The sequence below is a fragment of the Paracoccus sp. TOH genome, assembly GCF_030388245.1.
Lineage (GTDB): Bacteria > Pseudomonadota > Alphaproteobacteria > Rhodobacterales > Rhodobacteraceae > Paracoccus > Paracoccus simplex.
Genome location: NZ_CP098362.1, coordinates 522,057 through 546,246, shown reverse-complemented (window position 1 = coordinate 546,246; position 24,190 = coordinate 522,057). Strand labels below are relative to the sequence as shown.

Below are 24,190 nucleotides of genomic sequence, written 5' to 3'. Positions count from 1 at the left end.
GCCCCCGGCCGCCGGCGCCGCCACCCCGTTCCAGCAAGGCAGGACAGATGACCTATCCCGACACGCAACTCCTGATCGACGGCAGCTGGCGCGCGGCGCTTGACGGGCGCAGCCTGCCGGTGCTCGACCCCGCGACCGGCGCCGAAATCGGCCGCGTCGCCCATGCCGGCATCGCCGATCTCGAGGCGGCGGTCCAGGCCGCCCATCGCGCCTTTGCCGATTGGGGCCGCAGCTCACCGCTGCACCGGTCGGACCTGATGCGCGCGGCCGCGCGCCTGCTGCGCGGCCGCGTGGACGGCATCGCGGCAATGATGACGGCCGAACAGGGCAAGCCGCTCGACCAGTCCCGCGCCGAGATCATGGCCGGGGCCGAGATCATCGAATGGTTCGCCGAAGAGGCACGGCGCAGCTATGGCCAGATCATCCCCGCCCGCGTGCCGGGCGTCACGCAGTTGACGGTCCGCGAGCCCCTGGGCCCGGTCGCCGCCTTCACGCCCTGGAACTTCCCGATCAACCAGGCGGTGCGCAAGATCTCGGCCGCCCTGGCGGCGGGCTGCACCATCGTCGTCAAGGCGGCCGAGGAAACCCCGGCCTCGCCGGCCGAACTGGCGCGCTGCTTCGTCGATGCCGGCTTGCCGGCGGGGGTGCTGAACCTGGTCTATGGCGATCCGGCCGAAATCTCGGGCTACCTGATCCCGCATCCGGCGATCCGCAAGCTGTCGTTCACCGGCTCGACCCCGGTCGGCAAGCAACTGGCGGCGCTGGCCGGACTGCACATGAAGCCCGCCACCATGGAGCTGGGCGGCCATGCGCCGGTCCTGGTCTTCGACGATGCGGATGTCGACGCGGCCGCCGCCGCCATGGCCGCCGCCAAGCTGCGCAATGCCGGCCAGGTCTGCATCTCGCCCACCCGCTTCCTGGTACAGGACGGGATCGCGGACCGCTTTACCGAAAGATTCGTCGCGGCCATGGCGCAGGCGAAGCCCGGCCCCGGCAGCGATCCGGCCAGCCAGATGGGGCCGCTGGCCAACGAACGCCGCATCCCCGCCATCGAGCGGCTGATCCGCGACGCGCTGGACCGCGGCGCCCGGCTTGCCACCGGCGGCCAGCGCCTCGGCAACGAGGGCTGGTTCTTCGCGCCCACCGTGCTGCTGGACGTGCCGGCCGAGGCGGCGGTGATGAACGAGGAACCCTTCGGCCCCATCGCCATCGTCAACCGCTTCCGCCAGGACGACGAGGCCTTCGCCGAGGCCAACCGGCTGCCCTATGGCCTGGCGGCCTATGCCTGGACCCGGTCCTCGGCCCGGATGCAGCGCCTGCAGGAGGAGATCCGCGCCGGCATGCTGACGGTCAACCATATCGGCCTGTCGCTGCCGGAACTGCCCTTCGGCGGCATCGGCGATTCCGGCATGGGCACCGAGGGCGGCTCGGAGGCCATCGGTGCCTATCTGCAGACCCGGTTCGTCACCCGCAAGGGCTAGAGATAGGGCGGCGTGCAGGCGCTGACCACCACCGCCTCGCGATCCGAGACATTGCGGAAGCGATGCGGCTGGTTCGAGGCGAACAGGAAGCTGTCGCCGGCCTTGAGGATGCGGGTCTCGCCGCCCACGGTCAGCTCGATCTCGCCCGAGATGACGATGCCGCCCTCGCTGCCGTGATGCTGCAGCATGGTCTCGCCGGTATCGGCGCCGGCCTCGTAGCGTTCGTGCAGGATCTGCAGGTTATGCGCGCGGGCGTCGCCGACCTGGCGCAGGCTCATGCGGCCGGCGGGCCCCTCGAAGGTGGAATAAAGCCGCGAGGTCAGGTCGCGCAGCTCGGCCGGGGTGAAGAAGACCGTGCCGCTGGGGCCGCTGTCGGGTTCAAAGAACTGCGACATGGTCACCCCCAGTCCGCCCAGGATTTTGCGCAGCGAGGCGACCGAGGGACTGCTGCGGCCGGTCTCGATCATCGAGATCTGGCCATGCGGGACCCCCGAGGCCTCGGCCAGCTGCCGCTGCGACAGCCCGGCCTCGCCGCGCAATTCCCTGAGCCTTGCGCCGACGTCGAAATCCTGCATCCATCCCCCGCTCGTGGCTTTCCGGCATCCTAGCGCCAAACCGGACCCGCCGCCAGTTCGGATGGCCGACCCGTCGCGCAGGATGCTGCGCAGATCTACCCCTGCGGCTGCCGCGCGCGGCAGGCATTGCGATAGTCGCGCGGGGTCTGGCCGAAAAAGGCGCGGAACTGGCGCGAGAACTGGGCCTGGTCGCAAAATCCCAGCCGATAGGCGATGCCGGCCAGCGACAGGTCGCCCGGCATCTGCAGCATGTCGCGCGCGGCTTGCAGCCGGGTCTCGCGGATATGCTGCGCGACGGTGGTGCCGGTCTCGCTGAACAGGTCGTGCAGATAGCGCTTGGAGATGCCGCAGACCCGGGCCACGCTTTCCGGCGACAGGGCGGGATCGCGGATCTCGCGCCGGATCGCCTGTTGCGCCCGCTGCAGATGCGCAGCCCGGACCACCGTTCCGGCGCCGCGGTCGGTCTCGGCCTGGCGATCCAGGGCCAGGGCCAGCAATTCGATCAGGTGCCGGCCAAGCACTTCGGCGGCGCCGGCATCCTGGGGCATGGCATGGGCGCGGCGCACCGTCTCGGCGAAAAGCCCGCCCAGCCCGTCCCGGCCGTCGAAGATCGTGGCGCAAAGCCGGTCGGGCTGGCGCAGGCGCTCGGCCAGGGCGCTATGGGCGATCTTCATCACCAGCAGGTCGTTTCTGGCCTCGTAGGCAAAGCGATAGGGCGCGTCGCCGCGCTCCAGCAGGAAGCCGCCCGGCCCGCAGGTCACGTCGCGGCCAAGCTGCCGGAACAGCACCGGCGCGACGCTGGGGATGGTGACCAGATATTCCTCGGCCTCGCCATGGCGGATCAGGCCGGGCACCCGCTCGTAGCAGGCCGGTTCGGTGCGCAGCCGCGACAGCGAGACCGGGCCGGCGCTGCGCCGTTCCAGCCGGCCCTGGAAGGTGGCCGGATCGCGATAGCTCAACTGCAGCGGGAAATAGGTGTCGGCAATGATGGCGGACCAATGCGCCGCGCGCTCGGGCGGGGCGGCCGCAGCCGTGCTGTAGCTTTCCAGGACCATGCGGCGCCTCCACGCACAGACATTGGCGATTCGTAACCTGTGCGTGACATTCGGGCAAAAGGATTCTCGCGCGCGCCCGCGAGGGCTGCGCGGCCCGACAAGTTTTCCTGCGCGCAGCGGCAAGTTTCTGCCGGCCCTGCGCTGGCTGACAAGTTTATGCGCAGCTGCCGCCAAGACCGGTCCGCTGGCGCAGCGCACCATGGCAGGCACGAAAAGATGCCGCGCAAGACGGCACGTCACAGGGAGATCGGCATGACCGGCGCCGCCCGCCTCGCGGCCTGCCCTGACGTGCGCCCATGCGGCCCAGACAGGGAAAGAGCCATGACCAGACCCAAACCCGACCCCATCACGCTTTCGGTGGTGCGGGGCGTCCTCGAGACCACGCAGTGCGAGATGACGCTGACGCTGGAACAGACCGCCCGCAGCTCGGTCTTCAACCTCGCGCATGACTATTCGACCGCGCTGTTCAACCACACGCCCGAGATGATCCTGCAGGGCCAGGACATTCCCATCCATCTGGGCAGCCTGATCCCGGCGATGAAATCGGTGGCGGCGTTCTTCCAGGGCGACATCCACGAGGGCGACCTGATCCTGCACAACGACCCGGCCTATGGCGGCAGCCATATCATCGACACCTGCATGTATTACCCGGTCTTCTACCAGGGCGAGCTGGTGTTCTGGACCGTCTGCAAGGGCCACCTGACCGATGTCGGCGGCCCGGTCCCGGCCGGCTACAACCCCAACGCCACCGAGATCTATGCCGAGGGGCTGCGCATCCCGCCGGTCAAGCTCTGGGACCGCGGCAAGCCGCGCCACGACGTGATGAACCTGCTGCTGACCAACATGCGCGCCCGCCGCGACCAGGAGGGCGACTTCAACGCCCTGATCGGCGCCTGCCAGGTCGGCGCGCGCAATCTGGTCCGGCTGATGGACAAATACGGCAAGCAGGTGGTGCAGGACTGCATCGCCGAGCTTCTGGACATGGCCGAGGCGCATATGCGCAAGCTCATCGCCCAGGTTCCGGACGGCACCTATACCGGCACGGCGGTGCTCGAGGATGCCGGCCACGGCTTCGGCGACATGGACATCACCGCCACGGTGACCATTCAGGGCGACGGCTGCCACATCGCCGTCAGCTCGCCGCCGCAGGTGCCCTATTTCATCAACAGCTACGAAGGCAACAGCCATTCCGGCGTCTATCTGGGCCTGATGATGTTCGCGCAATTGCCGCCGCCCTATAACGAGGGGCTCTATCGCTGCGTGACCACCGACATGGGCCCCAAGGGCACGCTCTGCAACGCGAAGTCGCCCGCGCCGCACATGAACTGCACCACGACGCCGATGGAAACGCTCACCGACGCGGTGCGGCTCGCCTTCGAACAGGCGGCGCCGGCCAAGGTCTCGGCCTCATGGGGCCATGCCAATGGCTGCAACATCGCCGGCTGGGACAAGCGCCATGACGAGGAATACGTCACCATGGTGCTGGCCTCGATCATCTCGGGCGCCGGGGCCACCGCCAGCCAGGACGGCTGGCACGCCTGCGGGCCGGAATGCTGCTTCGGGGCGCTGACCTCGGGCGATATCGAGATGCTGGAGCACAGCTATCCGATCATCATCCACCGTTATTCGCTGATGCAGGATTCGGGCGGCGCCGGCCAGTTCCGCGGCGGCTCCGGCACCTGCTGGGAGGTCGAGCCGCTGGACAGCCCGATGACGCTCGTCACCTTCGGCGAGGGCCGGCGCATCCCGGCCATGGGCGCGGCGGGCGCACGCTCGGCCCTGATCCCGCCCAAGGTCGGCCGGCTGGAACTGACCCGGCATGGCGAGACCCGGATCATCACCGAAAACGTCATCGAGACCATCCAGCCCGGCGAGCGTGCCGCGAACCGCAATCCCGGCGGCGGCGGCTATGGCGACCCCTATGCCCGCCCGGTCGAGAAGGTGGTCGAGGATGTCAGGAACGGCCTCGTCAGCCTGGAGGGCGCCCGGCTCGATTACGGCGTGGTCATCGCCGATGCCGCGACCCTCGCCGTCGATCACGCCGCCACCGCCGCCCTGCGCGCCGCGTAAGCCTTTCACCGTTTTCCAAATACTCCGCGGGGGTCCGGGGGCGCGAAGCCCCCGGCGCCAGGCCCGCCGGAGCCAGCCAAAGATGGAACCCGCCATGAAACACCAATATCGCCTGGGCATCGACGCCGGCGGCACCTTCACCGATTTCATCCTCGCCGACCGCGAAGGGGGCTTGCGCATCTTCAAGGCGCTGTCGACTCCGCAGGATCCGACCCTGGCGATCCGCAACGGCCTCGCGGTGATCGAGGAGGAAACGGGCATCAGCCCGCGCGAGCTGGTCTCGAACGCGGATCTGTGCATCAACGGCACCACGGTCGGGCTCAATGCGCTGATCACCCATACCGGCGCCAAGACCGGCCTGATCGCCACCCGCGGTCACGAGGACAGCATCGAGATCCGCCTCGGCCACAAGGAGGACGGCTACCGCTACGATCCGGACTATCCGCCCGCCACCATGCTGGTGCCGCGCTACCTGCGGCGCGGGGTCTCAGAGCGGGTGATCTCGACCGGCGCCGTCCACACACCGCTGAACGAGGAGGAGGTGCGCGAGGCCTGCCGGCATTTCCTGCGCGAAGGCGTCGAATCGGTCGCCATCAGCTTCGTCTGGTCGGTGCTGCATCCCGACCACGAAAGCCGCGCCGCCGAGATCGTGCGCGAGATGATGCCGGAGGTGCGCCTGACCGTCGGCAGCCAGCTTTATCCGCAGGTGCGCGAATACACCCGCACCTCGACCGCCATCGTGAACGCCTATCTGGCGCCGATCCTGTCGCGCTATGTCCGGGCGGTGGACGGCTATTTCCAAAGCCTCGGCGCGCGCCAGCCGGTGCGCTATTTCCAGTCGAACGGCGGGCTCGCCCTGGGGTCGGTGGTCTCGGAGCAATCGGTCTATGCGATCAATTCCGGCCCCGCCTCGGCGCCGCGCGCGGCGCTTTACCTGGGTGAGCCCTACGGGCTTTCGGACATCATCACCGTCGACATGGGCGGCACCAGCTTCGACATCACCCTGACCCGCGACGGTGAAGCCAATGTTTCAAAGAACATCGACTTCCTGCGCTATCGCATTGGAATCCCGATGATCCAGGTGGAGACCCTGGGCGCGGGCGGCGGCTCGATCGGCTGGATCGACTCGATGGGGCTGATGCAGATGGGGCCGCAATCGGCTGGCTCCGAACCCGGTCCGGCCTGCTATGGCAAGGGCGGCGAGCGGCCGACGACCACCGATGCCAACCTGGTGCTGGGCTATCTCAACCCGCAGGGGCTGGTGGGCGGCCGGCTGCCGCTCAGCGTCGAGAAGGCGCGCGAGGCGATCCGCCGGCATCTGGCCGAGCCGCTGGGCATCAGCGTCGAGACCGCGGCCTACGGCATGTTCACCATCGTCAACCACAACATGGTGAACGCGATCCGCCGCGTCTCGGTCGAGCGCGGCTACGATCCGCGCGACTTCGTGCTGAACTGCGCCGGCGGCGCGACCGGCGCGCATATCACGGCGCTTGCGCGCGAGATGGGGATCGGCAAGGTGCTGGTCTCGAAGCTCGCCTCAGGGCTGTGCGCCTTTGGCCAGATCATCTCGGACGTGAAATACAACTACATGGCCCCCATCGCCGCGCGGCTGGAAGGGGCCGAGGCGGCCCGTCGTCTCGACGAGACCTTCGCCCGGCTCGAGGACAAGGGCCGCGCCGACCTGCTGGCCGACGATTTCGCCCCCGATCGGGTCGGCATTCGCCGCAGCCTCGACATGCGCTATGTCGGGCAGGTGCACGAATGCACGGTCAGCGTCGATCCCTTCGCCATCGACGAGGCGGCGCTGGAGCGCCTCAAGGCCGCCTTCCACGCCCGCCACGAGGAACTCTACACCTATGCCGAGCCGCACAGCCCGGTCGAGGTGGTGAATGTGGAAAGCGCCATCTCGGGCGCGGTCGAGCGGCCGGCGCGGATGCGCATCGCCGCGGGACAGGGCGCCCATGCGGCGCTGGCCGGCACGCGCGAGATGATCTTCGACGCCGTGGGCCGCAGACACGAAACCCCGGTCTATGACGGCGCGAAGCTGGGCGCGGGCGATGTCGTCACCGGCCCGGCGGTCATCCAGGAGGTGACGACCACCATCGTCATCGAGCCGGGCTGGGTCGCCGAGCTGGATCAGAACGGCGTCTATGTCGTGACCGTGGCCAACGCCGCCGAGGCTGCGCCCGAAAGGGCCGCCGCATTGGCCGAGGCCTGAGCACAGGCCGGGCGGGGCCGCCCCAAGGCCCCGCCCATCCGGAAACAATCACAAAAAACCAAACAGGGAGTTTCAGCCATGGCTGGATCTTTGGACAATGCGGAAGAACTGGAATTCTCGGATCGGCCGGTGCCGCGCGACCAGCGCATGGGCCGGCTGCCCCTGACCATGGCCTGGTGGTCGGTCTGCTCGGCCATGTTCTACCTGGTCATCGCCGCCTCGCTGGCGCTGGCCTATGGCGCAAGGAACGCCATCATCGGCCTGGTGCTGTCGGTCATCGCCTATGCCGCGGTGAACGCGGTGCTGGTGCGGCACGCGATCCGCACCGGGCTCAGCGTCTCGCTGTTCTCGCGCATCCTGCTGGGCCGAAGCGGTGCGGCGGTGGCGACGCTGATCTTCTTTGCCACCGCAATCTATTACGCGGTGTTCGAGGGCTCGGTGATCGCGGTCGCGCTGCGCGAATATGCCGGCATCGCCTATCCGCTGGCGGCGCTGGTGGTGGCGGTCTATTCGGTGGCGCTGATCTTCGGCTCGATCCAGAACTGGCTGGACCGGTTCAACGGCGTGCTCTTGCCCTTCTACCTGCTGGGGCTGGTCGCGGCGGTGGCGCTGGCGGTGGCGGAATACGGCTATTCGGATGCCTGGCTGACCCTTGGCCCGCCGGGCGGCGCGCCGGCCGGCGGCTGGTGGGACTGTTTCACCGCCTATATGGGCGTCTGGATCCTGATGATGTTCACCTATGACTATGCCCGCTTCGGCCGGCCCGAGGACGCAACGTTCCACGCCACCCTCAGCTTCGGCGCGCCCTTCTATGCGGTGGCCTTCCTGCTCAACGGCCTGGTCGGCATCTTCCTGGCCGCCAGCCTGCCGAGCCAGGGCAGCATCTCGGAAGTCTCGGTGGTTTTCGCGCTGGTGCAACTGATGGGCGTGGCCGGGCTGGCCTTCGTCTGGATCTCGCAGACCCGGATCAACACCGCCAACTATTACCTCGCCGCCGTGAACATGGAGAGCTTCGCCCGCACCGTGTTTCGCCTGCGCCTGCCGAAATGGGTCTGGGCCTGCGTGGTCGGCGCCATCGCCTATGCGCTGATGCTGGCCGATGTCTTCGCCTATATCCTGCAAGCGCTGGCCTATCAGGGAATCTTCGTGGTGGCCTGGGTCGCCATCGCCCTGGTCCACATCACCGGCGGCGAGCGCGCCGAGCCCGAGGACACCGAGCGCGTCCGCGCCGTCAACCCCGCCGGGCTGGGGGCCTGGCTGATCGCCTCGGCCGGCGGGCTGGCCCTGCATTTCATCGGCGGCGCTGCCGCATCCTTCTCGGCCCCTGCCACCTTCGTGATCGCGGGGCTGGCCTATGCGGTGCTGCGCCGCCGGACCAGGGCGCTGGGTCAGCCGACCTGAGCCCCGACCTGCGCCAGCGCCTGAAACTGCCGGGCGAGACGGGCCCCCGTCTCGCCCCATCGGGCCTGCAGGGCGGGGGCGCCGCCCTGCTGCCATGACCGCCAGGCCTCGGCCGCCGGAATGTTGCCGAACCAGCCGACGCCCTGCGGCGCGCCGGGGGTATGCAGCACCGCACGCTCGGCCAGCAGCCCGTTCTCGACCAGGATGGCGCGGGCGACATGCGGGGCGGTCGGCGGCGCGGCGGCGGGCCGGTCGTCGGGAAAGCCCAGCCGCGCCGCCCAGAAGGGCGCGGCGCGGAAACGCGGCTCGGCGCGCAGGAAGTCGCGGCCGATCCGGGCCTGGTGCAGGCTGGTCTGCAGCGCGCGCTCGGCCAGAAAGCGCCGGCAGAGCGGTTCGGCGCCGGGCCGGGCCGCCAGGGTGCGGCGCACGGCGGCGACGGCCAGCGCGCTCGACACCGCCCAGAACTGGCCATGGCCGGACAGCGGGTCCATGGCGGCAAAGGCGTCGCCGACCCGCAGCAGGTCCAGCGCGCCAACCGGCGCGGGCAGGCGCGGCGCCGCCTCGCGCAGCAGCGGCGGGCCCGTCAGCGGCGCATCGGCCAGCATAGGCTCGGCCGCGGCCATGGCGGCCCGCAATCGGTCCGCCGGCGGGCCGTCGCCGGCGGCATCCAGCATCGCCTGCACCCAGATCCGCCCATCGGGCAGCGCCACGCGCCACAGCCAGCCCTGCGCCAGCGCCGTCAGCCGGATGCCGGCGGGCAGGGCGGCCCCGACCCAGCCGGACAGCGCCAGGGTGGCCGGGGCCTTGCCGCCCGCAGCGGGCGACCGGCGGCCCCTGGCGTCGATGACCATGGGCGCGCGCAGCCTTGCGCCGCCAAGCCAGACCCCGCCCGGCTCCGGCCGGCCGCTGCCGATCACCAGCCGGGCGCCGGCGGCTTCGGCGCAACGGCGCAGATGCGCGTCCAGCGCCGCTCGCTCGACCACATGCTCGGCATTGCTTTCGCTGATCCCGGCCCAGTCCACCTGCCGCCGCAGCGGGCCTGTAATGCCGTCGAACCCATCAAGCAGGCCCTGGCCGGCCAGCCAGCGATGCAGGCGCGGGCTGAGCCCCTCGAGCCGCGGCCGGCCGCGGCCGGGATCGACCAGCAGCACGCGCAGCCCGTCGCGCGCGGCGAGCCAGGCCGAAACCGCACCCGCCGGCCCGCCGCCCAGCACGATCAGATCGGCATCCGTGCCCATGCGCTTCCCCTTTCGGTCGCCCGCCCACCGGCAGTCTGCGCCCGCTTGCGGCCTGCGAACCTGACATTTGCGGCCAAAGCCGCGCGGCGCGGCGATCTGCCGCGACTCTGGCCGGGAATGACAAGAATCCTGTCGCCCCCCGGCGCTTTTCTAAAGGCCAACGCAATCGGGCCATCCATCCCGACGAGCCAGAGGAAGCCGCCAGATGAAGCCATTTACCCGAACCGCGCTGGTCTCTGTCGCCGCCCTTGCCGCCGCCGCCCCGGCGCTGGCGGTGTCCGGCGAGGAGGTGCTGGAGAACGCCTGCGCCGCCTGCCATGTCAAGCACGAGGACGGCCGATGGGAGCGCATCGACGCCGCCCGCAAGACCCCCGAGGGCTGGGACATGACCGTGACCCGGATGATGCGCAACCACGGCGTCGCGCTGGAGCCGGAGGAACGTGCCGCCGTGGTGCGCTACCTGTCCGACACGCGCGGCCTGACCCTGGCGGAAACCGCCGAGCGCCGCTACATCCTGGAGCGCGAGCCGGTGGCCTTCGACGAAGGCCCCGACACGCTGATGACCCAGACCTGCGGCCGCTGCCATTCCTATGCCCGCGTCGCCCTGCAGCGCCGCGCGCCCGAGGACTGGAAGCACCTGGTCAACTTCCACCTGGGCCAGTTCCCGACGCTGGAATATCAGGCGCTGGCCCGGGACCGCGACTGGTGGGGCATCGCCCAGGCCGAGATCATCCCCTTCCTTGCCAAAAGCTATCCGCTGGGCGAAGCGCCGGCCGCCTTTGCCGGCGATGCTTCGGGCGATTACGTGCTGGCCGGACGGCAGCCGGGACGCGGCGACTATACCGGCCGGCTGACGCTGAAGAAGGCGGGCGAGGATTACGAGGTGACCATGACCCTCGACTTCGCCGATGGCAGCCGGAGCTTTGCCGGCACCGGCCGCATCCTGGGGGCCGGCGAATGGCGGGCGACGCTCAGCGACGGCGAGACCACCATCCGCCAAGTGTTGGCCTTCGAGGACGGCCGCTTCTCGGGCCGCTGGTATCATGCCGACAGCGACGTGATCGGCGGGCGGCTGGCGGCGGTGAAATCCGATGCCGCGCCGCAGGTTCTGGCGACGGCCCCCGCGCGGCTGAAGATCGGCGAGGAAACCCGGGTCCGCGTCGCCGGCACCGGCCTTGGCGATGAACTGGTGCTGCCCGAGGGCGTCGCCGGCCGCGTCGAAAGCGCCGCGGACGGCGTGACGGTGCTGAAGCTGACCGCCAGCGGCGCGCCCGGCCCGGTCAGCCTGGATCTGGGCGGGCAAAAGGTCGAACTGGTGGCCTATGACCGGCCCGACCGCATCAGCATCGTGCCCGACCTGACCATCGCCCGCATCGGCGGCAATGGCGGCCCGATCCCCAAGGTGCCGGCGCAGTTCGAGGCGATGGGCTGGCTGAACGGCCCCGACGGCCAGGCCGGCACCGGGGACGACATCGCCCTGGGCGCCTTCCCGGCCAGCTGGGCCACCGACAATTTCGACGAGGAGGCGGAAAAGATGCAGGACGCGAAATATGCGGGCTCCATCGACGACACGGGGCTGTTCACGCCCTCCGATGCAGGGCCGAATCCGGACCGCCCGATGCAGACCAACAATGCCGGCAATCTGAAGGTCGTCGCCACCGTCGATGCCGAAGGCGGGCCGCTGAGTGCCGAGGCGCATCTTTACGCCACGGTGCAGCGCTTCGTCGATGCGCCGATCCGGTGACGCCATGGGAGCCCTGACCCTGATCCGCCACAATGCCCACCGCGTCGATGTCGACGGCCATGCCATGCTGATGCATGTGCCGACGACCAGCCTGTTCGAGCTCGACGGCGTGGCGCGCGACGTCTACGACCTGTTCCGCCGCTCGTCCGCCGTCGATCCCGATGTGATGCGCGCCGAGCTGGGCGCGCATCACGCCCCCGACACCCTGGCCGACTGCCTGCAAAGTTTCCTGGCGCTCGACATCCTGCGCGACGCCGAGACGCCCGAGATGCCGCGCCCCATCGCCAAGGTCGAGGAAATCCCGCTGTCCACGATCATCCTGAACGTGAACACCGGCTGCAACCTGGCCTGCACCTATTGCTACAAGGAAGACCTGACCACCCCCGCCAAGGGCCAGAAAATGGGCTTCGAGACGGCGCGCGCCAGTTTCGAGCTGCTGCTGAAACAGGCCCATGCCCGGGACCGGGTGAACGTGGTGTTCTTCGGCGGCGAGCCCTTGTCGAACATGGCCCTGATCCGCGAGGTGGTGGCCTATGCCCTGCCGCGCGCGGCGGAACTCGGCAAGACGGTCGATTTCTCGCTGACCACCAATGCGACGCTCTTGACGCCGGAACTGGTCGACTGGTTCGACGCGCATCGCTTCGCGCTGACCGTCAGCATGGACGGGCCCAAGGCGCTGCATGACGCGAACCGCAAGACGGTGGGCGGCAAGGGCACCTATGACCTGGTGGCGCGCAATGTGCGGATGCTGCTCGCGCGCTATCGCTCGCGTCCGGTGGGCGTGCGGGTGACGCTGACGCGGGGCGTGACCGACGTCATCGGCATCCACGACCACCTGAAGAACGAGCTGGGCTTTCACGAGGTCGGCTTCGGTCCGGCGACCTCGGGGCCGATCGCGGTCTTCAACCTGGACGATGCGGCGCTGAAATCCGCCTTCGAGGACATGAAGACCTTGGGCCGGCGCTATGTCGAGGCCGCCTGCCGGGGCGAGAACATCGGCTTTTCCAACATGCACCAGCTTCTGACCGACATCGCCCAGGGCACCAAGAAGGCGGTGCCCTGCGGCGCGGGCCTGGGGATGCTGGCGGTGGACAAGGAGGGCGAGCTGCACCTCTGCCACCGCTTCGTCGGCTCGAACCAGCCGACCTATGGCAATGTCGAAACCGGCATCGACATCCCCAAGCTCGCCGGCTTCATCGAGACCGCACAGGACCGCAGCGCCTTCGGCTGCAAGACCTGCCGCATCCGCAGTATCTGCGCCGGCGGCTGCTATCACGAAAGCTATGCCCGGCAAGGCGATCCCTTCGCGCCGGTCTGGCATTACTGCGACCTGATGCGGGACTGGGTCGATTTCGGCATCGAATCCTATGTCCGCATCATGCAGGCCAACCCGTCCTTCTTCCGCAGCCAGTTAGAGCCCCGGATCACCCGGTCCGGCCCAGCAAGGGAGGTTCTCCAATGAAACATCTGACGCCCGCCAACGCCAAGGCCAAGGCCTTTGTCGAAGCCGAGGCCGAGGGCCGCGAGGAGGAGGTCGTGGCGATGAATTCGCTGGTCGGCTGCACCACCTCCTTCGACCCCGGCTGGGAGGTGGACGCCTTCGGCGCCGTCTCGAACCTGTGCCAGCCGATGGAGGCGGACCTGTACGGCTGCGCCGATCCCTGCTGGTGGCCGGCGCAGGTCGCCGACACGCTGAACACCTATCCGAACTGGAGCGCCGGCGCCGACGACGTCATGCAGGACTGGCGCAAGCTGCAATCGGTGTTTCCGGAAACGAAAGGCTCGTCCTGATGCGCACATCGCTTTTGCTCCTGGCCTCCGCCGCCGCGCTGCTGGCCGGCCCTGCGCTGGCGCGCGATTACATCCTGGCCCCGGCGCGGCCGAACAAGCTGGTCGTCGTCGATACCGAGAAAATGGCGGTCGAGAAGGTGATCGAGATCGACGACGCCGGCCCCACGCCCATGGTGCCGATGGTCGCGCCGGGCGGCAAGATCGCCTATGCCACGGTCAACAAGTCCGAAAGCCTGGTCAAGATCGACCTGCTGACCGGCGAGACGCTGGGCCGCATCGACCTGTCCACCCCCGAGGAGCGGGTGAAAAGCCTGTTCGGCGCCGCGCTGTCCCCCGATGGCAAGACGCTGGCCATCTATGAAAGTCCGGTAAAGCTGGCGCTGACGTATTTCGAGGTCCAGCCCACCCGCATCGCGCTTTACGACGCCGAGACGCTGACGCGGCGCAAGGATTTCGAGGCGCCGCGCCAGGTCACCATGCTGGCCTGGGCCCGCGACGGCTCGAAGCTTTACGGGCTGGGCCGCAACCTGCATGTGATGGACCCCGAGACCGGCACGCTGCTCGAGGACAAGCCGATCCAGAGCTGGGAATCCGAAACCTATGCCCAGCCCGACGTGCTGGCGGTCTGGAACCAGCACGAAAGCTCGGGGGTGATGGCGACGCCTTTCTATACCGCGCGCAAGGATATCGACCCGGCCGATCCGACCGCCTATCGCACCGGGCTGCTGACCATGGATCTGGCGACCGGCGAGATGGCGATGCGCGAGGTGCGCATCATGGACGTGTTCTATTTCTCGACCGCGGTGAACCCGGCCAAGACCCGTGCCTTCGGCGCCTATAACGTGCTGGAAAGTTTCGATCTGGAAAGGAACGCCTCGATCCGGCGGGTGCCGCTGCCGCACAGCTATTATTCGGTGAACGTCTCGACCGACGGCAGCACGGTCTGGCTGGGCGGCGCGCTTGGCGACCTTGCCGCCTATGACGCCGAAACGCTGGAGAAGAAGGGCCAGGTCGACCTGCCCGGCAACGCCTCGATGTCGCTGGCCTCGGTGCGGCTGTTCACGCGGGACGAATGACATGCTGCGGGTGGGGGTGATCGACAGCGGCCCCGGCCCCGAGGATCAGGCCGACGCCGCCCGCGCCTTCATGGCCGACGGCGCGGCCATCGCGGCCGGGCCCGACCGGCTGGGCCACGGCACCGCCGTCGCCGCGATCATCCGCCGCGCCTGTCCGGGCGCGGCGATCATCCATGCCCAGGTCTTCGACGCGCGGCCGCTGACCAGCGCGCTGCGCGTCGCCGCCGCGCTGCGCTGGTTCGGTGCCATGGGGGCGCGGCGGCCCGATGTCATCTGCATGAGCCTGGGGCTGAGCGCCGACCGGGCGCCGCTGCGCCGAGCCTGCGAGGCGCTGGTGGCGGGCGGGGCGGTGCTGGTCGCGGCGCATCCGGCCCGCGGCGCGCCCTGCTTTCCGGCCGCCTATCCCGGCGTCATCGCCGCCACCGGCGATGCCCGCTGCGGCTGGCAGGATCTGTCGCAGCTTGGCCCGGCGCTGTTCGGCGCCTGGTGCAACTCGCCCGAGCACGCCCCGCCCGGCTTGGGCGGCGCCAGCCTTGGCGCGGCCCGCGTCGCCGGCCATCTGGCGGCGATCATGACGGGGGCGGGCCGGCTGGACGGACCGGCCGCCATCGCGGCGCTGGCGGCACGCGCGCTCCATCACGGGCCGGAACGGAAAAGCGGCCATGGATAGGCTGGCGGCACGGATGGCACGGCTGATCTTCGGCGCCGAAGCGGCGGGCTGGCTGGCGCCGGTGATGGCGCGGGCGCTGCCCTCGGGGCTGGTGGTGCTGGCGGCATCGCTTGCCGCAGCGGCGCTGGGGCTGGCGATGCCGATGCTGACCCGGCAGGTGATCGACGCCGGCATCATGGCGCGGGACATGGGCGCGCTGATCTTCTGGGCCGGGCTGGCCTTTGCGCTCGGCCTTTGCGCGGTGGGTTTCGGGATGGTGAACGCCATGCTGCACCTGCGCGCCTCGGCCCGGATGCTGGCCGACCTGCGCGGCCGGCTGTTCGGCGCGGCACTGGCACGCGACCCTGACCGCCCCGACCTGCCCTTGGGTGAGGCGATGGCGCGGCTCGACGGCGATTGCGCCGAGATCCAGGGCTTCGCCTTCGACACCGCCCTGGTCGCGGTCGGCGCGCTGTTCCGGCTGGCCGGCGGGCTGGTCCTGATGATCGCGCTGGACTGGCGCATGGCGCTTTTGCCACTGCTGGCGGCGCCGTTCGAGCTGTGGTTCCTGTCCCGCGCCCGACCCCGGACCCGCGCGCTGGCCGAGGAGGTGCGCAGCCAGCGCGGGGCGCTGTCCGCGCAGATGGCCGAGACGCTGTCGGCCCGCGCCACCCTGCGCGGCCTGGGGGCGCTGGACCAGCGCGCGGCCGGCTTCGGCGCCGCACAGCAGGCGCAGATCGCCGGGCTGACCCGCCAGCGGCTCTGGTCCGAGACGGTGGGCGCGGTCAGCCAGACCATCACCGCCATCCTGCGCGGCTCCATTCTGTTGGTCGGCGGCTGGCAGGTGGTGCGCGGCGAATGGCAGATCGGCACGCTGGTCGCCTTCCTGGCCTATGCCGGGATGATGTCGGGGCCGCTGCGCAACCTGCTGGGCCTTTACCACGCGCAGGCCCGGGCGCGGGTGGCGGCGGACCGGCTGGGCGCGGTAATCGCCTCGGCCCGCCCGGACGCCGGCGCCGAGCCGCCCGCGGCGCCGCTGGCCATCGCCCTGCGCGAGGCCCGCGCCGAGGGTGCCGCACATCATCCGGTGACGGCCGCGATCCTGCCCGGCCAGCGCGTGCTGCTGGACGGGCCGTCGGGGATCGGCAAGTCGCGGCTGATGGCCGTGCTGACCCGCGACGCGCCGCTGGCCGAGGGATCGGCCCGGCTTGCGGGCGCCGAGGTCGCGCATCTGCGGCCGCTGGCGCTGGCCGCGCGCATCACTCACCTGGCGCAGCGCCCGGCGATTCTGCGCGGCACGCTGGCCGAAAACCTGCGCCTTGCCGCGCCGGATGCGGATGACGCGGCGCTGTGGCAGGCGCTGGAGGCCGCCGACCTGGCCGGCTGGGCGCGGGCCGCGGCGGGGCTGGCCACGCCCATCGGCGAGACGGGGGCCAATCTCTCGGGCGGGTTGCGCCAGCGCATCGCCATCGCCCGCGCGATGCTGCGCCCGGCCGAGGTGCTGGTCTTCGACGAGGCCTTCTCGGAAATCGACGATGCCGCCTGCCGGCGCATCCTGGCCGCGATCGAGGCGCGGCGCGGCGATGCCACGCGCATCTTCATCGCCCATAGCGGCCCGGCGCGCGAGGGCCGCTTCGATCAGCGGATCACGCTGACCTCCTCGGCGCCCATCTTCCTCAGCTCGCGCGGCGAGGCGCCGTACCAGCGCGAAAAGGCCCGCGAAAACGCGGTCTGATCGGAATAGCCCAGAAGCAGCGCGATCTCGCCGAACAGCCGGTCGCTGCGCACCAGCAGCGCGAAGCCATGGGCGCGGCGGCATTCCTCGAGGATCTCGTGAAAGGGCTGGCCTTCGGCGGCCAGCGCCCGACGCAGCGACCGCTCGGACATGCCGAGCTGCGCGGCGATATGGCCCTGGTTGACCAGCCCGCGCTCCATTTGCGCCAGGATCAGCTCATGCACCCGCTGCGCGACCGGGGTCTGCCGGCGCAGCTCGATCAGCGCCGAATCCAGCCGCTTGACGCTTTCCGCCGCATCCCCCTGCGGCTCGGCCCGCAGCCGGTGGGCCAGCACCTCGGCGCGGAAGGTGATGCGGTTCTCGTCCTGGCCGAAACGCGGCGCGCGGCCCAGGTGGCGGGCCAGCGCCCGCAGGTCGCGGTCCGGCTCATGCTCGAAACACAGGTCCTGGATCGCCTCGCGCGGGACGCCGTAGCGGTCGCAGATGCCGCGGATCAGACCCAGCGTCAGCTCGGCATCCGAGCGGCGCGGCCAGATCCGCGGGTCGAGTACGCGATAGGAGACATGCGCCTCGTCCCCGGTCACCTCCAGCGAGACGGTGCTGTTCGATTGCAGCACCGGAAAGCCGCGGGCAAAGGTGCGCAGCGCCTCGCCCAGGGTGCGGCGCGGCGCAACGGCCTCGCCCAGGGTGCCGATGCTGGTCAGGCGGATGGCCTCGCCCGAGCGCCACCATTGCAGGCTGTCGGTGCTGGTGGCGCGTTCCCGCTCCAACCGGCCGACGAAGGTTTCCAGCGGCATCGGCGGCTCGGCCGCCGCAAGGACGGGCTCGGCCTCCGGCCCCAGAAGCATCGATGCGACGGCTCCGCGAATCCATGACGTCTGCATGGCATTTCCCGTGGCTGCGCCGGGTCGGCCGCTGTCTCGCGCCTTGGCCCGGCAATTCCCTGTTGCGACAAACTGTAGCACAGCCGCGCCGCGATCCCCAAGAAACCCGCGATGGGACCGCGGAGCAGGGAGATTGTCCTGAAACCTTTGCAAATGCGTCATTTTTGTCAGGGATCGCGGCAGATCGCGGCCGGGGGCAACCTGACATTTCCGGCCAGATTTCCGCGCCGCTGCGACGATTGGCCGGATTTGGCAAGAATCGCGCCGCCGGCCTGGTCCAGGATCGCGCCCAGGTTCCGGGAGGGGTAAGATGACCGAATACAGACTGCTGATCGACGGAAAGCTGGTCGCGGGCGACATGACCATGGCGGTCGTGAACCCCGCCAACGAACAGGTGCTGGCCGAGGCGCCGCGCGCCTCGCGGGCGCAACTCGACGCGGCGGTGGCGGCGGCCAGAACCGCGTTTCCAGGCTGGGCCGCCCGCCCGATCGAGGAGCGCCGCGCCCTGATCCTGCAGATCGCCGAGGCTCTTGACGCCCGGGCCGAGGAATTCGCCCGGCTGCTGACGCAAGAGCAGGGCAAGCCGCTGCCCGAGGCCCAGGCCGAGATCCTGTATACCTGCGCCTTCATCCGCCACCTGGCGGGCTACGACCTGCCGGTGAAGGTGATCGAGGACAATGACAGCCGGCTGGTGCGGCAGTTCCGCAAGCCGCTGGGCGTGGTGGGCGCGATCATCCCCTGGAACTTCCCGGTGCTGATCGTGGCCTTCAAGCTGCCGCTGGCGCTGCTGGCCGGCAACACCATGGTGGTCAAGCCCGCGCCGACCACGCCGCTGACCACGCTGAAACTGGGCGAGATCATCGCCGGGATCCTGCCGCCGGGCGTGGTCAACATCGTCACCGACCAGAACGATCTGGGCGCGGCGCTGACCGCGCATCCCGATGTCGCCAAGATCTCCTTCACCGGTTCGACCGCGACCGGGCAGAAGATCATGGCCAGCGCGGCATCCACCATCAAGCGGCTGACGCTGGAACTGGGCGGCAACGACGCGGCCATCGTGCTGCCGGGCGCCGACCCCGCCAAGGTCGCGCCGGGGCTGTTCGCCGGCGCCTTTATGAATGCCGGGCAGGTCTGTCTGGCGATCAAGCGCGCCTATGTGCACGACTCGATCTACGAGGATGTCTGCGCCCGCCTGGCCGCGCTGGCCGAGGCCGCGGTGGTGGGCGACGGCTTGCAGCAGGGCACCACCATCGGCCCGCTGCAGAACCGCATGCAGTTCGAAAAGGTCAGGGGCTTCCTCGACTCGGCCCGCGCCGATGGCCGCATCCTGGCCGGCGGCGAGGTGTCCGAGGGGCCGGGCTTTTTCATCCGCCCGACCATCGTCGCCGATGTCAGGGACGGCGACCGCATCGTGGACGAGGAGCAGTTCGGCCCGATCCTGCCGGTGATCCGCTTCGAGGATGTGGAATCGGCGGTGGCCAGCGCCAACGGGCTGGACCTCGGTCTGGGCGGCTCGGTCTGGGGCGAGGATCGCGCCCTGGCCCGCAGCGTCGCCGAGCGCATGGAAAGCGGCACGGTCTGGATCAACAAGCACCTGGATTTCGGGCCGAACATGCCTTTCGGCGGCGCCAAGCAATCCGGCCTCGGCGTCGAATTCGCCGAGGAGGGGCTGCATGAATTCACCCAGATCCGCATCGTGAACGAGGCGCGCTGAGCGGCGGCGGGGCCGCCTGCGCGCGCGCCCCGCCTATTCCCGCGTCGGGTCCAGCCGCAACAGGCGCAGCGCGTTCAGCGTCACCAGCACCGTGGCGCCGGTATCGGCCAGGATGGCGATCCACAGCCCGGTGATCCCCAGGACCGAGGTGACCAGGAACACGCCCTTCAGCCCCAGCGCGATAGCGACGTTCTGGCGGATATTCGCCATGGTGGCGCGGGCCAGCCGGATCAGCGCGGCGATATCCGTGACCCGGTCGCGCAGGATCGCCGCGTCGGCCGTCTCCAGCGCCACGTCGGCGCCCGAGCCCATCGCCACGCCGATGCTGGCCTGTTTCAGCGCCGGGGCATCGTTGATGCCGTCGCCCACCATCATCACCCCGCCCCGGGCGGCCAGGTCGCGGATTGCGGCCAGCTTGTCCTCGGGCAGCATGCCGGCCCGCCAATCGGTGCCCAGGGGACCGGCGATGGCGGCGGCGCTGCGCGGGTTGTCCCCGGTCAGGATCAGCGGCGCGATGTCCAGCGCCCGGATCTGGCGGATCGCCTCGGCGGCGTCGGCGCGGGGTTCGTCGCGCAGGGTGATCAGGCCAAGCGCCTGCCGGTCATAAAGCACGGCGACGGTCAGGCCCTGTTCCTCCAGCGCCCGGATGCGGGCAGTCTCGGCAGCGCCCAGCACCCCGGCCGCCACGGCATGGCCGGGACTGGCGACGGTCAGGGTCCGGCCGGCAACCACCGCCTCGACGCCTTTGCCGGGGATGGCGCGGGCCTGGCTGGCCTGCGGCAGGGGCAGGGGCAGGGCTTCGGCCCGGCGCAGGATCGCCTGCGCCAGCGGATGGCTCGAGGCGCTTTCGACCGCGGCGGCCAGCGCCAGCACCTCCTCCTGCTCGGCCGCGGCCAGGGCCACGATGCCGGTCACCTCGGGGCGGCCGACGGTCAGCGTGCCGGTCTTGTCGAAGCCTAGGCTCTGCACCCGCGCCGCCGCCTCCAGTGCCGCGCCGCCCTTCAGCAGCAGGCCGCGCCGCGCGCCGCTGGACAGCGCCGAGGCGATGGCCGCCGGCACCGAGATCACCAGCGCACAGGGGCAGCCGATCAGCAACAGCGCGAGGCCGCGATAGATCCAGGTGCCCCAGGGCTCGCCGGCCAGAAGCGGCGGCAGCAGCATGACCAGCGCCGCGAGCAGCACCACCGCGGGCATGTACCAGCGGCTGAAGCGGTCGATGAAGCGCTCGGTCGGGGCACGCGCCTCCTCGGCCTCCTCGACCAGGCGGATGATGCGGGCGATGGTGTTGTCGGCGCCGGCGCGGGTCACGCGGATGCGCAGCGCCGCCTCGGCATTGACGGTGCCGGCAAGGACCGGATCGCCCGGGCCGCGGGTGACGGGCAGGCTTTCGCCGGTCACCGGGCTTTCGTCGATGCCGCCCAGCCCCTCGACGATCTCGCCATCGGCGGGGATGCGCGCCCCGGGCCGCACCAGCACCGGATCGCCGGGCCGCAGCCGGCCGGCGGGGATCTCGCGGAGGCGCTCGCCCTCGATCAGCAGGGCGGTCTGCGGCACCAGCCGGGCCAGCGCCCGGATGCCGTCGCGGGCGCGGTTGGCGGCGAACCCTTCCAGAAGCTCGCCCAGGGCGAACAGGAAGACCACCAGCGCCGCCTCCTCGGCCGCGCCGATGGCCAGGGCGCCGATGGCGGCGATGGTCATCAGGCTTTCGATGGTGAAGGGCTGGCCCATGCGCAGGGCCTGCGCCGCCCGCCAGGCCACCGGTGCCGTGCCGATCAGGCAGGCCAGCACGAAGGCCCATCGCCCGGCCTCTGCCGGCCCCCACAGCGTGACCGCCCAGGCCAGGGCCAGCAGCGCGCCGGTGCCTAGGACCAGCCGCCCCCGGACCGTTTCGTACCAGCGCGGCGACGGTTCTGGCTGGGCGCGCGCATGATCGCCGCCGCAGCAGGCGTCGCGGATCGGAAGGGTGTCCCCGGCCGGCACGGCAATGCCGTAGCCCAGCCGGCGCACCACCGTCTCGATATCCTGCGCCCTGGTCGGCCCGGGCTGCAGGGTCAGGGACAGGCGTTCGGCCATCAGGCCGACATTGACCTGTTCCACGCCATCGAGCCGAGCCACGGCATCGGTCAGCTTGCGCGCGCAGCCCGCGCAATCCATGCCGGTCACCCGCCATTCCAGCCGTTCCGTCATCTCATTTCCCTTCAATTGCCTTCTTCGATTCGGGAAGATAGGATCTCTAGTCGCTAGAGCTTCAAGGGTCATTTCATGCTGAGTATCGGAAAACTGAGCCGGGCGACCGGGGTGAAGGTGCCGACCATCCGCTATTACGAACAGATCGGCCTGCTGCCCGAGGCCGAGCGCAGCAGCGGCAACCAGCGGCTTTACGGGCGCCGCACGCAAGAGCGGCTGGCCTTCATCCGCCACGCCCGCGAACTGGGCTTCGCGCTGGAGGATATCCGCGAATTGCTGGCCTTGTCCGACAATCCCGACCGGTCCTGCGCCGCCGCCGACCGCATCGCCGGGCGACAGCTTGCCGCCGTGAACGCCCGCCTGCGCCGGCTCGAGGCGTTGCGCGACGAATTGGAACGGATGCTGGCGCATTGCTCCTCGGGGCGGATCGCCGATTGCCGGGTGATCGAGGTGCTGGGCAACCACGCGCTTTGCGGCCATGAACATGCCACCGGCGACGATCTGACCGCGTAAGGGCCGGTTCAGGCGGCGGGGCAGGGCAGGGTTGATGCGGCGTTCCGGCTGCTGCTATTCTGCCGGCAAGGGCAAACCACAATAACATGCCATGCACGGCAGGATGGGCAGATGATGACGATCCCGAAATTGCGCGCCGGCGCCCTGCTGGCCGCGGCGCTGCTGGTTCTGGCCGGCTGTTCCTTCCGCCGGCACAGCGAGCTGGAATGCATGGAGCGCGCGATGTATTTCGAGGCCAACCGCTCGAGCCGCGACGGGCTGGTGGCGGTCGGCAGCGTGGTGATGAATCGCGTCCGTTCGGACCAGTACCCGAACACCGTCTGCGGCGTCGTGGGTCAGAAGCGGCAATTTGCGCCGGGGGTGATGACGCGGCGCATGGACAGGGTTCCGCCCCAGGTCCGCGAGGCGGCGCGGTCGGTCCTGCGCGGCGAGCGCCACCCGCTGATCGGCAATGCCATGTTCTTCCACACCGCCGGGCACAGATTCCCCTATGACAACATGCATTACGTCCTGGTCGCGGGCGGCAATGCCTTCTACGAGAAGCGGAAAAGCCATCTGGTGACGCAAGCGGTTCCGCCGCGGCCCATCGAGGCGATGACCCGATAAGGCAGCGGTTTCCGGGCTCCGGGCCGCCCCGGCCTGTTCCTGCCGGAAAGGGGATTGGCGCTGTCCTGCCCCATCTTCCCGCCGTCACGGTCGATCGCGCCGACGGAAAGGCACCCGGATAGCAAGCGGCACCCCGCCGGTCGCGAGCAGCCAGCGCATGGCTTATTCTTCCGTTTTCCGATCCGGTCGATGGCCCCGGGCGCGTCCCGGCCGCCCCCGCCGACCTGCCGGCGCCGACGGCGCCGCAGCGGCGGTTCACCCTGTCAGCTGCCAGGCGCGCTGCAGGTCGGCCATGAACTGCGCCCTTTCCCGGTCCCGCGCTTCGGCATCGCGGAGACGCAGCAACAGCGAGGGATGGATCGTCGCGATCAGCGGTGTGCCGCCCTCGATCTCGCGGATGGCGCCGCGCAGCGAGGCGATAGTGGCCGGCCGGCCCAGCAGGCTGCGCAGCGCGGACGCCCCCATCGCCACCAGCACCGCCGGCGCGACCAGCTTGAGTTCCTGGCCCAGCCACCATCTGCAGCGGTCGATCTCGCCGGCATTCGGGCTGCGGTGCAGGCGCCGCTTGCCGCGCGGCTCGAACTTGAAATGCTTGACGGCATTGGTGACGAAGATCCGGTCGCGGGGAATGCCGGCCTCGGCCAGAACCTGGTCGAACAGCCGCCCGGCCGGGCCGACAAAGGGCCGCCCCGCCAGATCTTCCTTGTCGCCGGGTTGTTCGCCGACCACCATCATCCGCGCCTGCCGGTGTCCCTCGCCCGGCACCACCTGCGTCGCGTTTCGATAGAGCGGGCAGCGCGTGCAGGCGGTCTCGGCCTCGGCCAGCGCGCCGAGCGAGTCCGCCACGACCTCTGCATCCGACATTGGCCTTTCCCTCCCAAGCGCTTCGGGCCTGCGCCGGATCAACCGGCATGGCGGCGGGATGTTCCCGCCGGTCGCCGCCACCTGGCGCGGCGGCGCGCTTGCGGCGGCTGGTCTGGCGATCCCCGGCGCCATGCCGGACCGCCCGCAGCAGGGTGCGCCGGGGCATGGACGGGCCTGCACGATCCGGCCCGTCCCGACCGTTCTGACCCCCGGGACCAGGCCGCCGAACAAGGGCCTTTCGGGCTGGATCCCGCCCCGCCTCGCGCCGCCCCGCATGCGGCCCGGCGCGCACTGATCCGGCCAAATGCCGGCAGGGATTTGAACTTTTCCCGCGGGACTGTATACTGACCGCCTCGAAATCGGGGCCTTGCCCCATTCCATGCAACAGG

20 protein-coding genes are annotated in these 24,190 nt (G+C 70.2%); 14 read left to right on the top strand and 6 right to left on the bottom strand.

Features of this window, described 5'->3' with window-relative positions; translation table 11 throughout:
- Positions 1-47: 47 nt before the first annotated feature.
- Complete coding sequence (locus NBE95_RS19600) at positions 48-1,481, top strand: NAD-dependent succinate-semialdehyde dehydrogenase (protein WP_289896138.1); 1,434 nt, start codon at positions 48-50, stop codon at positions 1,479-1,481.
- Here NBE95_RS19600 and NBE95_RS19595 read toward each other — a convergent pair.
- Both NBE95_RS19595 and NBE95_RS19590 read right to left on the bottom strand, forming a co-directional pair.
- Positions 1,478-2,056 (bottom strand): cupin domain-containing protein, encoded by a 579-nt coding sequence (locus NBE95_RS19595; RefSeq protein ID WP_289896137.1) that lies wholly within the window; start codon positions 2,054-2,056, stop codon positions 1,478-1,480. The two genes, NBE95_RS19600 and NBE95_RS19595, sit on opposite strands and share 4 nt — an antisense overlap.
- Before the next feature lie 95 nt (positions 2,057-2,151).
- Positions 2,152-3,111: a helix-turn-helix domain-containing protein gene (locus NBE95_RS19590; protein WP_289896136.1), complete on the bottom strand. Its 960-nt coding sequence runs from the start codon at positions 3,109-3,111 to the stop codon at positions 2,152-2,154.
- A gap of 321 nt (positions 3,112-3,432) precedes the next feature.
- Here NBE95_RS19590 and NBE95_RS19585 point away from each other — a divergent pair, with 321 nt between their 5' ends.
- From NBE95_RS19585 to NBE95_RS19575, 3 genes are all read left to right on the top strand, one after another.
- The gene (locus NBE95_RS19585) at positions 3,433-5,181 is read left to right on the top strand and encodes a hydantoinase B/oxoprolinase family protein (RefSeq protein WP_289896135.1); all 1,749 of its coding nucleotides are present in this window, start codon (positions 3,433-3,435) and stop codon (positions 5,179-5,181) included.
- A 94-nt stretch (positions 5,182-5,275) separates the two neighbouring features.
- Complete coding sequence (locus NBE95_RS19580; RefSeq protein ID WP_289896134.1) at positions 5,276-7,399, top strand: hydantoinase/oxoprolinase family protein; 2,124 nt, start codon at positions 5,276-5,278, stop codon at positions 7,397-7,399.
- A 78-nt stretch (positions 7,400-7,477) separates the two neighbouring features.
- The gene (locus NBE95_RS19575; protein WP_289896133.1) at positions 7,478-8,800 is read left to right on the top strand and encodes an allantoin permease; all 1,323 of its coding nucleotides are present in this window, start codon (positions 7,478-7,480) and stop codon (positions 8,798-8,800) included.
- Here NBE95_RS19575 and NBE95_RS19570 read toward each other — a convergent pair.
- Positions 8,788-10,038, bottom strand: a complete 1,251-nt coding sequence (locus NBE95_RS19570; protein ID WP_289896132.1) for an NAD(P)-binding protein — start codon at positions 10,036-10,038, stop codon at positions 8,788-8,790. The genes NBE95_RS19575 and NBE95_RS19570 overlap by 13 nt on opposite strands.
- A 205-nt stretch (positions 10,039-10,243) precedes the next feature.
- Between NBE95_RS19570 and peaA the strand changes: the two genes are divergently transcribed.
- The 6 genes from peaA to NBE95_RS19540 are packed head-to-tail and all read left to right on the top strand — an operon-like array spanning position 10,244 to position 17,033.
- On the top strand, positions 10,244-11,782 hold the full coding sequence (peaA, locus tag NBE95_RS19565; protein ID WP_289896131.1) for a quinohemoprotein amine dehydrogenase subunit alpha: 1,539 nt from the start codon (positions 10,244-10,246) through the stop codon (positions 11,780-11,782).
- Between the two features lie 4 nt (positions 11,783-11,786).
- Positions 11,787-13,244 carry a quinohemoprotein amine dehydrogenase maturation protein gene (peaB, locus tag NBE95_RS19560; RefSeq protein WP_289896130.1) on the top strand — a complete coding sequence of 486 codons (1,458 nt, stop codon included), beginning with the start codon at positions 11,787-11,789 and terminating at the stop codon, positions 13,242-13,244.
- A complete protein-coding gene (gene qhpC, locus NBE95_RS19555) occupies positions 13,241-13,573 on the top strand; it encodes a quinohemoprotein amine dehydrogenase subunit gamma (RefSeq protein WP_019353605.1) in 333 nt (110 codons plus the stop codon). The genes peaB and qhpC overlap by 4 nt, the downstream gene beginning before the upstream one ends.
- Complete coding sequence (gene peaD, locus NBE95_RS19550) at positions 13,573-14,649, top strand: quinohemoprotein amine dehydrogenase subunit beta (protein WP_289896129.1); 1,077 nt, start codon at positions 13,573-13,575, stop codon at positions 14,647-14,649. Before qhpC ends, peaD begins: the two co-directional genes overlap by 1 nt.
- A 1-nt stretch (position 14,650) precedes the next feature.
- Complete coding sequence (locus tag NBE95_RS19545) at positions 14,651-15,319, top strand: S8 family serine peptidase (protein WP_289896128.1); 669 nt, start codon at positions 14,651-14,653, stop codon at positions 15,317-15,319.
- Complete coding sequence (locus NBE95_RS19540) at positions 15,312-17,033, top strand: ABC transporter ATP-binding protein (protein WP_289896127.1); 1,722 nt, start codon at positions 15,312-15,314, stop codon at positions 17,031-17,033. The genes NBE95_RS19545 and NBE95_RS19540 overlap by 8 nt, the downstream gene beginning before the upstream one ends.
- Here the strand turns inward: NBE95_RS19540 and NBE95_RS19535 are convergent.
- A complete protein-coding gene (locus NBE95_RS19535) occupies positions 16,937-17,881 on the bottom strand; it encodes an AraC family transcriptional regulator (RefSeq protein WP_289896126.1) in 945 nt (314 codons plus the stop codon). The two genes, NBE95_RS19540 and NBE95_RS19535, sit on opposite strands and share 97 nt — an antisense overlap.
- Positions 17,882-18,227: 346 nt before the next feature.
- Between NBE95_RS19535 and NBE95_RS19530 the strand changes: the two genes are divergently transcribed.
- Positions 18,228-19,631, top strand: a complete 1,404-nt coding sequence (locus tag NBE95_RS19530) for an aldehyde dehydrogenase family protein (protein WP_289896125.1) — start codon at positions 18,228-18,230, stop codon at positions 19,629-19,631.
- A gap of 33 nt (positions 19,632-19,664) precedes the next feature.
- Here NBE95_RS19530 and NBE95_RS19525 read toward each other — a convergent pair whose 3' ends face one another.
- A complete protein-coding gene (locus tag NBE95_RS19525; RefSeq protein WP_289896124.1) occupies positions 19,665-21,818 on the bottom strand; it encodes a heavy metal translocating P-type ATPase in 2,154 nt (717 codons plus the stop codon).
- 75 nt (positions 21,819-21,893) lie between these two features.
- Here NBE95_RS19525 and NBE95_RS19520 point away from each other — a divergent pair, with 75 nt between their 5' ends.
- Positions 21,894-22,331, top strand: a complete 438-nt coding sequence (locus NBE95_RS19520; RefSeq protein ID WP_289896123.1) for a helix-turn-helix domain-containing protein — start codon at positions 21,894-21,896, stop codon at positions 22,329-22,331.
- 114 nt (positions 22,332-22,445) lie between these two features.
- A complete protein-coding gene (locus NBE95_RS19515; protein WP_289896534.1) occupies positions 22,446-22,937 on the top strand; it encodes a cell wall hydrolase in 492 nt (163 codons plus the stop codon).
- A 255-nt stretch (positions 22,938-23,192) separates the two neighbouring features.
- On the opposite strand, the gene NBE95_RS19510 is transcribed toward NBE95_RS19515, so the two are convergent.
- Entirely contained in the window at positions 23,193-23,801 is a 609-nt protein-coding gene (locus tag NBE95_RS19510) for a UdgX family uracil-DNA binding protein (protein ID WP_289896122.1), read from the bottom strand.
- A 58-nt stretch (positions 23,802-23,859) separates the two neighbouring features.
- Between NBE95_RS19510 and NBE95_RS19505 the strand changes: the two genes are divergently transcribed.
- Positions 23,860-24,096: a hypothetical protein gene (locus NBE95_RS19505; RefSeq protein WP_289896121.1), complete on the top strand. Its 237-nt coding sequence runs from the start codon at positions 23,860-23,862 to the stop codon at positions 24,094-24,096.
- Positions 24,097-24,190: the final 94 nt, after the last annotated feature.